Below are 13,127 nucleotides of genomic sequence, written 5' to 3' on the forward strand. Positions count from 1 at the left end.
GGGTCTGCGGCTCCAAATAGGAAGAGCGCGCGCCGGGTTGACGTACCCAGGCGTCAGACCGTCGAACCGTCCGGGTCCAGGGTCACACGAGTACGTGATCGACGAAGCACCAACGCCAGTCCTCGCCGGCCTCGAGCGTACGCATCAGCGGGTGGCCGCTCTCCTTGAAGTGCTCCGTGGCGTGCCGCAGCGGTGAGGAGTCGCAGCAGCCCACGTGGCCGCAGATCAGACACTGGCGCAACTGCACGGGGTGGGTACCGGCGGCCAGGCACTCGGTACAGGTCTCGCTGAGGGGCGCGGGCTCGGGGTGCGGCAGCGCGTCGGCGTGCGTGCACTGTTTCATGATTGCCAGGTTACGACGGGTGTGCGGAAAGCCGCGCGGAATCCGAGGGCGGGCTGAGGACGATGGACGTTTTGCCACTGCTGTTGCTGGTGGCGTGCAGTGCTGCGGTGGCCGGGGCGGCCCGCCGCACCCCGATCCCCGCACCGCTGCTGCTGGTCGCGGCCGGCCTGCTGATCTCGTACGTGCCCGGGGTGCCCGACTACACGCTGGAACCCGACGTCGTGCTGCCGCTGCTGCTGCCCCCGCTGCTGTACACGGCGGCCGCGGACAGTTCTTACCTCGACCTGCGGGCCCAGATGCGGCCCGTGGCGCTGCTGTCGGTCGGCTACGTCCTCTTCGCGACCGTCGTCGTCGGGTACGCCGCGTATCTGATCGTGCCGGGCCTGCCGCTGACCGCGGCGCTGGTCCTCGGCGCGGTGGTGGCGCCGCCGGACGCCGTCGCCGCCACGGCCGTGGCCCGCCGGGTCGGGCTGCCGTCGCGGGTCACCACCATCCTCCAGGGCGAGTCCCTGGTGAACGACGCCACCGCGATCACCGCCTACAAGGTGGCGCTCGCGGCCGCGGTCGGCGAAGGCGCGACCTGGGCGGGCGGCCTGCGCGAGTTCCTGGTGGCCGCGGTCGGCGGCGTCGTGGTCGGGATCGTCCTGATGGTGCCGCTGCACTGGCTGCGCACGCACCTGAGGGAGGCGCTGCTCCAGAACACGCTCTCCCTGCTGATCCCCTTCGTCGCGTACGGCGTCGCCGAGCAGGTGCACGCCTCCGGGGTGCTCGCCGTGGTCGTCGTCGCGCTCTACCTCGGCCACCGCTCCTGGGAGGTCGACTTCGCCACCCGGCTCCAGGAGGAGGCCGTGTGGAAGATGGTCGCCTTCGTCCTGGAGTCGGCGGTGTTCGCCCTGATCGGCCTTCAGCTGCCCGTCGTGCTGAAGGGTCTCGGGGCGTACGAGGGGGGCCGCGCCGCCTGGTACGCGGTGCTCCTCTTCGTGGTGGTCGTCGCCACCCGGTTCGTCTGGGTCTACCCCGCGACCTTCCTGCCGTGGGTGGTCTCCGCGCGCGTCCGGGGGCGCGAGGAGAACCCCACCTGGAAGGGGCCGTTCGTGATCGCCTGGGCCGGGATGCGGGGTGTGGTCTCGCTCGCCATCGCCTTCTCGATCCCGCTCACCATGCACGGCGGCGAGGACTTCCCCGAGCGGAACCTCATCCTGTTCCTCACCTTCACGACGGTGATCGGGACGCTGGTCGTGCAGGGGCTCACCCTGCCGCCGCTGATCCGGGTGCTGAAGCTGCCGGGCCGCGACCAGCAGGCCGAGACGCTCGCGGAGGCCAATGCCCAGGCGCAGGCGTCCCGGGCCGCCGAGAAGCGGCTCGACGATCTCCTGACCGACGAGCGCAACACTCTTCCGGGGCCGCTCGCCGACCGGCTGCGCACCGTCCTGGAGCGGCGCCGCAACGCCGTGTGGGAGCGGCTCGGGGCGGTCAATCCGGTGACCGGGGAGACCCACGACGACACCTACCGCCGTCTGTCGCGGGAGATGATCAGCGCCGAACGGGAGGTCTTCGTGAAGCTGCGGGACCTGCGCTACATCGACGACGAGATGCTGCGGACGCTGCTGCGGCGGCTGGACCTGGAGGAGGCGGCGGCCTACCGGGAGACGGAGTGAGGGGTGCCCGGTTCCTCAGCCGGGCGGGGCGCCCGTGATCACGGCGGCCACCGTCGACCCGCGCGGGAAGGCGCCCTCGTCCGCCAGGGCGACGAGTCCGTACAGCATCTTGGCGACGTAGAGGCGCTCCACGGGCAGCGCGTGGCGCTGCTCGAAGTCCTCGGCGAAGCCGTCGAGTCCGGGGGTGGTGCGGGCGTAGCCCCCGCAGTGGAAGCGCTCGTCGAGGGACCAGTCGCCGCGGGGGCCGCCGAACGCCTGCCGCTGGAGAGCCCGTACGTCCTCCCCCAGGAAACCGCCCCTGAGGACCGGGATGCCCAGGGCGCGCCCGCCCGGCGGCAGCCCCGCGGCCAGGCCGGCCAGGGTGCCGCCGGTGCCGCAGGCGACAGCGACGGCGTCCGCGTGGCCCGCGAGTTCCTCCCCGAGGTCCCGGCAGCCGCGCACCGCGAGGGAGTTGCTGCCGCCCTCGGGCACGACGAACGCGTCCTCGGCGCCGGTCGCGCGCAGTATCCCGGCCAGCGTCCCGGGCTCGGTCTTGCGGCGATAGGTCGATCTGTCGACAAAGTGCAGTCGCATGCCGTCGGCGGCGCACCGGGCGAGCGACGGGTTGAGGGGGCGGTCCGCCAGTTCCTGGCCGCGGACCACGCCGAGGGTGGGCAGGCCCAGGAGACGGCCCGCCGCGGCCGTCGCGCGCAGGTGGTTCGAGTACGCCCCGCCGAAGGTGAGCACGGTGCGGCCCGCGGCCGCCGACAGGTTGGGAGCGAGCTTGCGCCACTTGTTGCCGACCAGCTCCGGGTGGATCAGATCGTCCCGCTTGAGCAGCAGCCGGACGCCGTGCCGCGCGAAACGCCCGTCCGCCACCTCCTGCAACGGCGACGGCAGCCGCGGTCGCAGCCCGGCGGGGCCGGACGCTTCGGGGCTGCCGGGGCTGCCGGGGCGGTCGGAGCTGGTCACCCCGCCATTGTCGGACATGTGTCCGACGCAGGCCCAACGGGCCTGCGTGAACGGCGCGCGGCGGCTGCGGGCCGATCCGTCCCGGGGCGCCCGGGGCCCCCGCGCCGGCCCTCGTGGCGGTGCTCGGTGCCTGCGGCCCGGTATGTGTGCCGGGGCGCGGCGGCTACGAGCGGGCCCCTCTGCCGACGCCCAGGGCCCGGTGGTCGGTCCCTCTGCCGACGCCCGGGGCCCGGTGGCCGGCCCTTCTGCCGGCGCCCGGGGCCCGGTGGCCGCTCCCTCTGCCGGCGGCCGGGGCTTGCCGGTCGGTCCCGCTGTCGGCGGCCGGCGCCGGTGTCACTTCAGTCGGTCGCGGACGCGCTCACGCAGGGATGCCATCGTGAACCCGCGCGGATCCACCTTTCCCGGCTGCCACTCCAGGTGGCCGACGACGGAACGCTCCGTCCAGCCGTGGTGACGGCAGATGGCGGCCGACACCCGCTCGACGGCGTCCAGTTGCTCCGGTGGCCAGGGGTCCTCGCCGTCTCCCCGGTTCTCGCACTCGAAGCCGTAGAAGTGGCGGTTGCCGTCGGTGTTCGCCTCGTTGTCCGGGGGGAGGGCCTTCTCGGCGATCACGGCGCGCAGGACGTCGTCGTCGCCCAGGCCCGCGTGATTGGCGCGCCCGTATCCGACGAGGTGGACGACACCGTCCTTCGTGATGACCCCGTGGCACAGGGGTCCCGGCAGGTCCGGGTGGCCGACGCGGCAGATCTCGACCGTGCGCGCGCTGCCCGACGTCACGGTGTGATGGATCATCACGCCGTGGACGGGCCCCCACGGGCCCTTGTGGTTGCGGTTGTGATGCTTCCAGTCGCCGACCTCGACGACGGTGACGCCTTCTTCTTCGAGTCGGTCCAGGAATCTCCCGGCAGACATGGGTGGGGCCACGGTGCCCCCTTCACTGCGCGACGACCGCCCGTCGCGACCGCCTCATACGGGTGCTTTTACCCATATTGAGGTGGCCGGACCAGTCGTTCGTACAGCGTGCGAGCTGAACCGGTCAGCGGTGCACGGGCGTGATGACCAGGTGCGATCACCCTTGTCCGCCGCCGATCGCCCGCCGATCAACTACGCAGGAAAGAGTCCCCATTTGTCGCGATGTGGCTCTCCAGAGCCTGGAGCGCCTGCTGCGTCGCCGCGGGGGAACCGCTGCCGCGCCGCTCCGCGTAGTACGCGGCGCCGAGCCTCTTGAGCAGATCGCCGCCGGCGCGCTGCGCCTGCACGTCGTCGAGCTTCTGCTTGCCCTGCGTGAGGCCGCGCTGTGCCTGCTCTTTCGCGCGGTCCAGAAAGCCTGCCATTGCCTCTCCCGTCCTTGCCGTTCGTCGAGGTTCCGGTCGAGAGGTCAAACGGTTGGCCGGATCATGAAGTTCCCCGCGGCACGTGCCGCGCTGTATGCCCACTTGCACCAAGGTCCATTCCCGCTCATTCGTGTAATAGCACGAACACGTTCCGTGATGGAAGGATTGTCCTCGTAGATCGGTGCACGAGCGGGAGGGCAATTTTCATGTCGGTAGGCGAAGAGGTCCGCGCAGGTCAGGACAAGCCGCAGCAGAGCCTCGGCACAACGGCCGCGCGGAACCTGGCCACCACGACCAAGTCCGTGCCGCAGATGCAGGAGATCAGCTCGCGTTGGCTGCTGCGCATGCTGCCCTGGGTGAACGTGCAGGGCGGTACGTACCGGGTGAACCGGCGGCTGAGCTACTCGGTGGGCGACGGCCGCGTGACCTTCGTGAAGACCGGTGACCAGGTGAGGGTCATCCCCGCGGAGCTCGGCGAGCTGCCGATCCTGCGGACGTTCGGGGACCTCGAGGTGCTCGGCGAACTCGCCGGCCGTTGCCAGCAGCGGGAGTTCGCGCCCGGGGCGGTGCTCGCCGAGTTCGGCAGCCCGGCCGACGGGGTGTTCCTCCTCGCGCACGGCAGGGTGGAGAAGGTCGGCACCGGGCCCTACGGGGACGACACCGTCCTCGGGACCCTCGCCGACGGCGCCCACTTCGGCGAGCAGGCGCTGATCGACCAGGAGGCCATCTGGGAGTACACGGCCCGCGCGGTCACCGCGTGCACCGTGCTCTTCCTGCCCCGCCAGGACTTCGACCACGTGGCGCAGCGCTCCGAGTCGCTGAGCGGCCACCTCGAGGACCTGCGCTCCATCCCCGAGCAGCGGACCAACAAGTACGGCGAGAAGGAGATCGACCTGGCGTCCGGCCACACCGGCGAGCCGGAGATCCCCGGCACCTTCGTGGACTACGAGGCCGTCCCCCGCGAGTACGAACTGAGCATCGCCCAGACCGTGCTGCGCCTGCACTCGCGCGTCGCCGACCTCTACAACCAGCCGATGAACCAGACGGAACAGCAACTGAGGCTGACCGTCGAGGCGTTGAAGGAGCGCCAGGAGCACGAGCTCATCAACAACCGCGAGTTCGGGCTCCTCAACAACTGCGAGTACGACCAGCGGATCCAGCCGCACGACGGCGTCCCCGGCCCCGACGACCTCGACGAACTGCTCAGCCGCCGGCGCGGCACCAAGCTGCTGCTCGCCCATCCGCGCGCGATCTCCGCGATCGGCCGCGAGCTCAACAGGCGGGGACTCGTCCCGGAGACCATCGACATGGCGGGCAACCGCATCCCGACCTGGCGCGGAGTCCCGATCTTCCCGTGCAACAAGATCCCGGTCACCGACGCCCGTACGACCTCGATCATCGCCATGCGTACCGGCGAGGCCGAGCAGGGTGTCATCGGACTCCAGCAGTCCGGCATCCCGGACGAGATCGAACCGAGCCTGTCGGTGCGCTTCATGGGCATCAACGAACAGGCGATCATCTCCTACCTGGTGACCGCCTACTACTCGGCGGCTGTCCTCGTGCCCGACGCCCTCGGCATCCTGGAGAACGTCGAGATCGGCCGCTGGCAGTGACCGCCGTGCGCCCTGGACGCCGTGTCCGCGCCCCGCAGGGCGGGTGCGAGTGCAAAGTGGTCATCGTCCGCCGGCTCTCCGAGGCCATCCCCCGGGTCAGTTCATGACGGAGACGCAGCGGAGTCCCACCGAGACACTCGAAAGGCGCGGCCCCATCGACAGGCAAGGGCGGTCCGCCGTTCCGCCCGTCGAGAGACAGGACCCGCCGGGCCCGCTCGACGGGCAGGAGGCGGCCGGGATCCTGGAGCGCACCAGGACGTTGGTGGACCCCGAGCTGCGCAACGCCGTCGAGTCGCTGCCCGGCGCGATGCGCAGGACCGCGCTCTACCACTTCGGCTGGGAGCACGCGGACGGCACCCCGGCGGCGGGCAACGCGGGCAAGGCCATCAGGCCGGCACTCGTGCTGACCGCGGCCCGGGCGCTCGGCGGCCAGGACGCGGCGGCCGTTCGGGCGGCCGCCGCCGTGGAGCTGATCCACAACTTCTCGCTGCTGCACGACGACGTCATGGACCGGGACACCACCCGCAGGCACCGGCCCACCGCGTGGACGGTGTTCGGCGACGCCGACGCGATCCTCGCGGGGGACGCCCTCCAGGCGCTGGCTCTGCGGCTGCTCGCCGAGGATCCGCACCCCGCGTCCTCGGCGGCCGCCGTCCGGCTCGCGGACTGCGTGATCGAACTGTGCGAAGGGCAGCACACCGACACGGCCATGGAGAGACGCGGCCCCGGCGAAGTCACCCTCGGCGAATGCCTCGCCATGGCCGAGGCCAAGACGGGCGCGCTGCTCGGCTGCGCGTGTGCGCTCGGCGGGCTGTACGCGGGCGCGGACGAGGAGGACGTCGAGGCACTGGACGCCTTCGGCCGGGAGGCCGGGCTCGCGTTCCAGCTGATCGACGACGTGATCGGGATCTGGGGGGACCCGAGCCGCACCGGCAAGCCGGCCGGGGCGGACCTCGTCGCCCGCAAGAAGTCGCTGCCGGTGGTCGCCGCGCTCACGTCCGGCGCCCCGGCCGCGGCCGAGCTGGCCGCGCTGTACGCGGCCCCCTACCGGGAAGGGGATCTGGAGCGCACGGTCCTGGCCGTCGAGCGGGCGGGCGGCCGTGACTGGGCGCAGGCGCAGGCGGCCGACCGGATGGCCCGTGCGATGCACGAGCTGTCCCGGGCGGTCCCGGAGCCGGAGGCGGCCGGAGGCCTGCTCGCGCTGGCCGAGTTCGTGACCCGGCGGACCACCTGAGGGTCCTCGCCCGCCGGCCGGGCGCTCTCGGGGCCGTCGTCCACCGGCGGCGAGGCCGACGCCGGTGACCCGGCGGACCACCTGAGGGCCCCGCGCTCTGCTCGGGCGGCGCCCTCCGGTGACCGTCGTCCGTCGGCGGTGAAGGCCGACGTCCCGGTTGCGGGCTGAGATACGCGTTACTCGGCGTGCAGCCCGACGCCCATAGCCGAGTGAAGTCCCAGGGCCTCCTGGCCTGTACGGCACCTGACCCCCGTACGGGCCAGGGCCCGCGCCCGGTCGGGACGGGCCCCGCACCTCCCGTGACCTGCGGGGCCCGCGCCCGCCTGCGAACCCGCGGGGGCCTAGTCTGAACAGACTTAATGCCGACGGCTGTTGAGGCAAAGGGGCGGGACATGGGCGTGGTCATCAGGACGGCGGACGAGGGGGACCGTGAGCTGCTCGTGCGGCTGCTCGACGACGCGTTCCGGGACGACCCGGTGAGCGCCTGGATCTTCCCCGACGAGGCGTACCGCCGCAGCACGCACCCCGGACTCATGGCGGCCTTCCTCGACATCGTGCTCGCCGACGGCCGGGTGGACGTCACCGAGGACGGGACGGCGTGCGCGCTGTGGCTGTCGGTGCCCGCCGGTGCGGAGCACGCGGACGAGGACGACGGTGCCGCTCAGCTGCGCGAGGCGGTCGACCCGGCCAACGAACGGGTCGAACTCGTCGGCCGGCTGACGAGCGAGGCGCATCCGGCCGACCGCGCCCACGCCTACCTGTGGATGATCGCGGTGGCACCCGGCCGACAGGGCGAGGGCCTCGGCTCCGCCCTCATGCAGCCGGTGCTCGACCGCTGCGACCGGGAGGGCCTGCCCGCCTATCTGGAGGCGAGCAGCGCCCGCAGCCGCACCCTGTACGAGCGTCTGGGCTTCGTCTTCACCGGCCGTGCGGTCGAGCTGCCGGGCGGCCCCGTGATGTGGCCGATGTGGCGCGAGCCGCAGACCTGACCGGTCGCGCCCCGCGGTGCGCGGACGAGCTCGTCGTCGAGACCTACCCGGTGGTGCTCGGCTCGGGCACGCCGATGTTCCGCTGCGGGTTCGGCATCACCGGGTTCACGCTCGAAGAGGTGTGCACGCCCGGGAACGGGGTGCTGGTGCGGACTTGGCGCAGGAAGCGCCGACCCGCCTTTCGTCCTACGCTGAAGTCATGGGCACCGATGAGCAGGTCTGTGCCCGTCTGCGGGCAGCCGGTCGCCACGGTCGTGCGGCGCCACAAGACCCTGGGCGCCTGGGTCCCCGCCTGGGTGGCGGGGCCGTGCCGGAATCCGGAGTGCGAGGCGTACGCGGACGAGTCCGACGAATCCGGCCGGGCAGCGCCCGGCGCGCCCGGCCTGAGGACACCCGAACAGACCGCGCGCGGCAGGGCCGCAAGACCGGGTCCGGCCCCGGCACCCCCGGCGGGAGCGGCCCCCGGCCGGGCCGCCGGCAGTGGGGAAGCGGAGGGAGCAGACCCGTGAAGTACCTGGTGATGGTGCAGGGCACGCAGGCGGACTACGACGCGATGGGAGGCCGGGCCTCGGACCGGTCCCCGGCCTGGAGCGAGCGGGAACTGCGGGCCATGTACGCCTACATGGGCGCGATCGGCGACGACCTCTCCAAGTCCGGTGAACTCGTCGACGCCCAGGGTCTGGTCGAACCGGCCCGGACCCGGCTGGTCACCGCCGGCCGGGACGGCGAGCCGGTGATCACCGACGGGCCGTACGGCGCGACCGACGCGGTGCCGGCCGGCTACTGGCTCGTGGAGTGCGAGAGCCTCGACCGCGTCACCGAGATCGCCGCGCGCGTGGCCCGCTGCCCGGGACCGGAAGGGCTCACCGAGTACCCGGTCGTCATCCGGCCCGTCGACGACGGCCCCGAGGCCGCGTGAGCCGACGGCCGTCCAGGACGTCGCCGGTCGCGAGTCCGAGGACCACTGCCGCCATGAAATTCCTCGGCCCACCGTCTGCGAGAAGACAGGGCGCGTGGAGTCCACGCAGCGCAGGACGGCCGGCCGGGAAAACCGATCGACACACGAACCCACGAGGCACTGTGATGGCTCCGACTGCCCGCCGCATGGAGCGGGCCCGCCTCAGGAGCTGTTCTTGGCGACAGGAAGAACCGCGGACTCCCGCCCCGCGATCGATGCCGCACTGGCCAGGCGTCTGGTCGATACGCAGTTCCCGCAGTGGGCCGGGCTGCCTCTCGAGCGGCTCGTCCCGGCCGGTTCGGACCATGTGATCTACCGGCTGGGTGAGGACCTGTCCGTCCGGCTGCCCGGCCATGCGGGGGCCATCGGGCAGGCCGTGAAGGAGTCCGAGTGGCTTCCCAGGCTTGCCCCGCACCTGCCCTTGGCCGTCCCGGTGCCGGTGGGGGTGGGTGAGCCCGACTTCGACTATCCGTGGCCGTGGGCTGTGTCCCGCTGGCTGGACGGGGAGGTGGCGACCGTCGAGGCCCTGGGCGACTCGTCCCGGGCGGCTGTCCGACTGGCTGAGTTCCTCACCGCTCTCCAGGCGTTCGCGCCCGAAGACTTCCCGGGCGAGGACGCTCGCGAGGACCTCACCGGCGAGCCGCTGGCCGACCGGGACCGCGCGACGCGGGCCGCTATCGCGCAGGTCGACGGTGCGTTCGACGCGGAGGCCATGACCGAGCTGTGGGATGCGGCGCTGAGCGCCCCCAGTTGGGATCGCCCTCCGGTCTGGTTCCACGGCGACTTCCACACCGGCAACCTGCTGACCGTCGGCGGCGGCCTCAGCGCGGTCATCGACTTCGGCGGGCTCGGCATCGGTGACCCGGCCTGCGACCTGACCATCGCCTTCACCCTGATGTCTGCCGGGAGCCGGGCTGCCTTCCGCGCCACGCTGGGCGTCGACGACGCCACATGGATCAGGGGCCGCGGCTGGGCCCTGGCCACCGGCCTGAACGCCTACACCGCCTACGCCGCCGTCGATCCCCGGGTCGCCGCGCAGACCACCCGTCAGATCACCGAGGCTCTGACCGGCTGATCAACCGGTGCGCGGGCCAGGGGAAATGAGCAGGCCGCCCATCTCGAAGCCGGTCTCAAAGCGGGTCTCGAAGCCGGTCTCGAAGCCGGTCTCGAAGCCGGTCTCGAAGCCGAGCACGACGCAGAGCACGTCCAGGCCCTCCGCATCGAGGGAGGCCGGCCGGCCGGATCACGGGCGGGGCGGACGTCTTTCCCGCTTTCCCGCCGGATCACGGGCCGTGTTCAGCGAGGCCGTAGCGTTGCGGCATGTCCGAACCCCTGCTGCACATCACCGAGCGCTCCCTCTGGGACGCGGCCCGCGCCGCGGGCACGTACGAGATCTCCACCCGTGGCCGCACCCTCCAGGAGGAGGGCTTCATCCACTGCTCGCTGCGGCACCAGCTCCCCGCGGTGGCCGGCCTCCTGTACGGCTCGTACACCGGGCCCGACGACCTGGTGGTCCTGGTGATCGACACCGGGCGGCTCGGTGCCGAGGTGCGGCACGAGGCTCCGGAACCCGGCGGCGAGGAGTTCCCGCACGTCTACGGGCCGATCCCGGTGGACGCGGTCGTGGACGTCGAGGCCTGGGACCCGGACGCGGCGCGTCCCGCCGGGCCGCCGGCGGCGGTGGACGTGGCCGCGCTGAGCGCCCTCGCCGAGGGCCATCACGCGCGCCTCGTACGGCCGTTGGGGGTGCGTGAGGCAGCCGGGCACCTCGTGAAGGTGTACGCCGTCGAAGCGCCCGGGCGCGTGGTCGGCGACGACACGGAGACGGCCGCGCTGCGGATCGCGGCCGGCCACCTGACGCTCGGCGGGACCCGCGGCTCGCTCGGCCTGGCCGTCCTGCTGGTGCACGCCGGGGGAGACGGCGACTACGTCCTCGTCCACACCTGGATCGAGGGCTACATGTCCGACCTCGCCGTCTTCACCGGCCCGGCGGGCGAGCCGGACCTCCTGCGGCCCGGCCGGCAGGGCCTCGCCCCGTGCGTGTGGGAAGCGGCCGTGCTGGCGCACGAGCGGCGCGCGTTCGCCGAGCACGTCCTGGACGGCGCCGGGCCGGCCGGCGAGCGGCTCGCCGCGTGGAGCGCCGACCTGCTGGCGGGAGCGGTGCGATGACCGACGGGCCCCGGGTGCGGCCGGCCGTACGTGAGGATCTGGAGGAGGTGGCCCGGCTGGCCGCCGAGCACGCCGCCTACGAGAAGGCCGCGTTGCCGGCCTCCGGCCTGGCGGGACGGCTCGAAGGGCTGCTCTTCGGACCCGGGGCGCGGCTGCGCTGCCTGGTGGCCGAGTCGGGCGACGGCGAGCTCGTCGGCTACGCCACCTGCGCGCCCGAGCTGTCCACCTGGGACGGCGCGGAGTACCTGCACATGGACTGCCTGTACCTGCGCGAGGGTCAACGGGGCCTCGGCCTCGGCCCGTTGCTGATGGAGGCGGTGCTCGCCGAGGCGCGGGCGCTCGGTCTCGGCGAGGTCCAGTGGCAGACCCCCGTCTGGAACGAGGGAGCGATCCGCTTCTACGACCGCCTCGGCGCCCGCGGCCAGGGGAAGCGGCGCTACTCCCTGCCGGCCGGCTGACCCCGGCGCCCGCCCGTCTCCGGGTCGCGGCCCGTCAGGCAGTAGGTGCCGCCCGCCGGGTCCCGCATCACCGTCCAGCCCGCCCCGCGGCCGACGGCCGTGGCACCGAGTCGCTCGTGCCGGGCCCGTACCGCCTCGACGTCCGAGCAGGCGATGTCGAGGTGGGCGGAGGTGGGGCGCTCGGAGCCGAGGCGCTGGAGGAGGATGCGGACGGGCAGCGCCGCGGGCGGCTCCACGATGTGGAACTCCGGGAGCGTGCTCGGGCGGGACTCCCATCCGGTGAGGGCGCTCCAGAAGGCGATCTCGGCGGCGTACACGGACGGCGCGAGGTCCAGGCACACCTGGTCGAGCCGGCTGGTCGCGCCGGGCGGCCCCTCGACCACGGGCGGCCGCGTCGACTCCCCGGACCAGGGCACCGCGCAGAACAACTGCCCGCCGGGGGAACGCAGGACGGTCCAGTCCCCGTGCTCGGCGACCACTGTGGCGCCCAGGCCCCGCGCCGCCGCCACCAGTGCCGGCACGTCCTCCACGGACAGGTCGAGATGCGCGCCGCCGTCGCCCGCGTCCACGCCCTGCGCCTTCACACAGGCGTCGGCCCCGTCCGGCAGCAGGGTCAGGAACTCGCCCCGCGGCTCGGACGGGCGCGTGCCGGTGACCGCGGACCAGAAGTCGCGGGCCCGCCCGGACCGCGCCGCGGGCCGGTCGACGAAGGCATAGGTCCACCGGATCGGTTCGGTCATGGTGCGCTCCCTCATCGGACGGCTCGTACGCTCGTACGGTGCGTACCGTCTCCCGGGGCAAACCGGCCGCGCAACGGCGTTTCGGTGAAGCGGGCCCGGCTCAGCTCCTCGACGTGCCCGGCTCGGCGCTTGCGGGGCCCGCCTCAGCTCTTCCGGGCCTGCTCAGCCTTCCGGGGCTCGTTGAAGCGCAGAAGGTTGCCCGCCGGGTCGCGGAAGGCGCAGTCCCGCACACCGTAGGGCTGGTCCATCGGCTCCTGGATCACGTCGGCGCCCGAGGCGCGGACACGCTCGAAGAGGGCGTCGCAGTCGCCGGTGCGGAAGATGACCCCGCGCAGCACGCCCTTGGCCAGCAGCTCGGCCATCGCCAGCTTGTCGGCGGGCGAGGTGCTCGGGTCCGCCGCCGGCGGCTCCAGGACGATCTCCACGTCCGGCTGGAGCGGGGAGCCGACGGTGACCCAGCGCATGCCCTCGAACCCGACGTCGTTGCGGACCTCCAGCCCGAGGACGTCACGGTAGAACGCGAGCGCCTTGTCGTGGTCGTCGACGGCGATGAAGCACTGTGACAGTTTCAGATCCATGACGTCACGCTAGGCCGTGTCCGCAAAGTCCCGCCTGTTCCGCGACGCCTGGCACGCACTCTCGCCGCACCGGGCGAAGCCCCAAGTACGTCCAGTACGAGG

At 72.9% G+C, this 13,127-nt stretch carries 15 protein-coding genes and 1 pseudogene; 9 read left to right on the plus strand and 7 right to left on the minus strand.

Annotation, left to right across the window (positions count from 1 at the left end; genetic code table 11):
• Positions 1-82: 82 nt before the first annotated feature.
• A complete protein-coding gene (locus tag AC069T_RS18345) occupies positions 83-343 on the minus strand; it encodes a UBP-type zinc finger domain-containing protein (RefSeq protein WP_478783719.1) in 261 nt (86 codons plus the stop codon).
• A 62-nt stretch (positions 344-405) separates the two neighbouring features.
• Here AC069T_RS18345 and AC069T_RS18350 point away from each other — a divergent pair, with 62 nt between their 5' ends.
• On the plus strand, positions 406-2,001 hold the full coding sequence (locus tag AC069T_RS18350; RefSeq protein ID WP_478783720.1) for a Na+/H+ antiporter: 1,596 nt from the start codon (positions 406-408) through the stop codon (positions 1,999-2,001).
• Between the two features lie 15 nt (positions 2,002-2,016).
• On the opposite strand, the gene AC069T_RS18355 is transcribed toward AC069T_RS18350, so the two are convergent.
• From AC069T_RS18355 to AC069T_RS18365, 3 genes are all read right to left on the minus strand, one after another.
• Positions 2,017-2,952 (minus strand): 1-aminocyclopropane-1-carboxylate deaminase/D-cysteine desulfhydrase, encoded by a 936-nt coding sequence (locus AC069T_RS18355; RefSeq protein WP_478783721.1) that lies wholly within the window; start codon positions 2,950-2,952, stop codon positions 2,017-2,019.
• Positions 2,953-3,285: 333 nt separating this feature from the next.
• A complete protein-coding gene (locus AC069T_RS18360) occupies positions 3,286-3,876 on the minus strand; it encodes an N-acetylmuramoyl-L-alanine amidase (protein ID WP_478783722.1) in 591 nt (196 codons plus the stop codon).
• 176 nt (positions 3,877-4,052) lie between these two features.
• Positions 4,053-4,286: a hypothetical protein gene (locus tag AC069T_RS18365; RefSeq protein ID WP_478783723.1), complete on the minus strand. Its 234-nt coding sequence runs from the start codon at positions 4,284-4,286 to the stop codon at positions 4,053-4,055.
• Between the two features lie 206 nt (positions 4,287-4,492).
• On the opposite strand from AC069T_RS18365, the gene AC069T_RS18370 reads away from it, so the two are divergent.
• The 6 genes from AC069T_RS18370 to AC069T_RS18395 all read left to right on the plus strand — a co-directional run bounded on the left by AC069T_RS18370 (position 4,493) and on the right by AC069T_RS18395 (position 10,155).
• Positions 4,493-5,899 carry a family 2B encapsulin nanocompartment shell protein gene (locus AC069T_RS18370; RefSeq protein ID WP_478783724.1) on the plus strand — a complete coding sequence of 469 codons (1,407 nt, stop codon included), beginning with the start codon at positions 4,493-4,495 and terminating at the stop codon, positions 5,897-5,899.
• A gap of 103 nt (positions 5,900-6,002) precedes the next feature.
• Positions 6,003-7,133, plus strand: a complete 1,131-nt coding sequence (locus AC069T_RS18375; protein ID WP_478783725.1) for a family 2 encapsulin nanocompartment cargo protein polyprenyl transferase — start codon at positions 6,003-6,005, stop codon at positions 7,131-7,133.
• A 392-nt stretch (positions 7,134-7,525) separates the two neighbouring features.
• Positions 7,526-8,122, plus strand: a complete 597-nt coding sequence (locus tag AC069T_RS18380) for a GNAT family N-acetyltransferase (protein WP_478783726.1) — start codon at positions 7,526-7,528, stop codon at positions 8,120-8,122.
• Positions 8,101-8,631: a hypothetical protein gene (locus tag AC069T_RS18385; RefSeq protein WP_478783727.1), complete on the plus strand. Its 531-nt coding sequence runs from the start codon at positions 8,101-8,103 to the stop codon at positions 8,629-8,631. The genes AC069T_RS18380 and AC069T_RS18385 overlap by 22 nt, the downstream gene beginning before the upstream one ends.
• Positions 8,628-9,041, plus strand: a complete 414-nt coding sequence (locus AC069T_RS18390) for a YciI family protein (RefSeq protein ID WP_478783728.1) — start codon at positions 8,628-8,630, stop codon at positions 9,039-9,041. Before AC069T_RS18385 ends, AC069T_RS18390 begins: the two co-directional genes overlap by 4 nt.
• Positions 9,042-9,255: 214 nt before the next feature.
• Entirely contained in the window at positions 9,256-10,155 is a 900-nt protein-coding gene (locus AC069T_RS18395) for an aminoglycoside phosphotransferase family protein (protein WP_478783729.1), read from the plus strand.
• Here AC069T_RS18395 and AC069T_RS18400 read toward each other — a convergent pair whose 3' ends face one another.
• The gene (locus tag AC069T_RS18400; RefSeq protein ID WP_478783730.1) at positions 10,156-10,284 is read right to left on the minus strand and encodes a hypothetical protein; all 129 of its coding nucleotides are present in this window, start codon (positions 10,282-10,284) and stop codon (positions 10,156-10,158) included.
• Between the two features lie 116 nt (positions 10,285-10,400).
• On the opposite strand from AC069T_RS18400, the pseudogene AC069T_RS18405 reads away from it, so the two are divergent.
• Both AC069T_RS18405 and AC069T_RS18410 read left to right on the plus strand, forming a co-directional pair.
• Positions 10,401-10,721: pseudogene (locus AC069T_RS18405) on the plus strand (DUF952 domain-containing protein); the annotation flags it as partial.
• 524 nt (positions 10,722-11,245) lie between these two features.
• Positions 11,246-11,707: an N-acetyltransferase family protein gene (locus AC069T_RS18410; protein WP_478783731.1), complete on the plus strand. Its 462-nt coding sequence runs from the start codon at positions 11,246-11,248 to the stop codon at positions 11,705-11,707.
• Here the strand turns inward: AC069T_RS18410 and AC069T_RS18415 are convergent.
• Together AC069T_RS18415 and AC069T_RS18420 are read right to left on the minus strand one after the other, a co-directional pair.
• Positions 11,686-12,447: a VOC family protein gene (locus AC069T_RS18415; protein WP_478783732.1), complete on the minus strand. Its 762-nt coding sequence runs from the start codon at positions 12,445-12,447 to the stop codon at positions 11,686-11,688. The two genes, AC069T_RS18410 and AC069T_RS18415, sit on opposite strands and share 22 nt — an antisense overlap.
• Before the next feature lie 143 nt (positions 12,448-12,590).
• Complete coding sequence (locus tag AC069T_RS18420; RefSeq protein WP_478783733.1) at positions 12,591-13,025, minus strand: VOC family protein; 435 nt, start codon at positions 13,023-13,025, stop codon at positions 12,591-12,593.
• Positions 13,026-13,127 lie beyond the last annotated feature (102 nt).

The sequence above is a fragment of the Streptomyces sp. NPDC043867 genome (assembly GCF_056435845.1).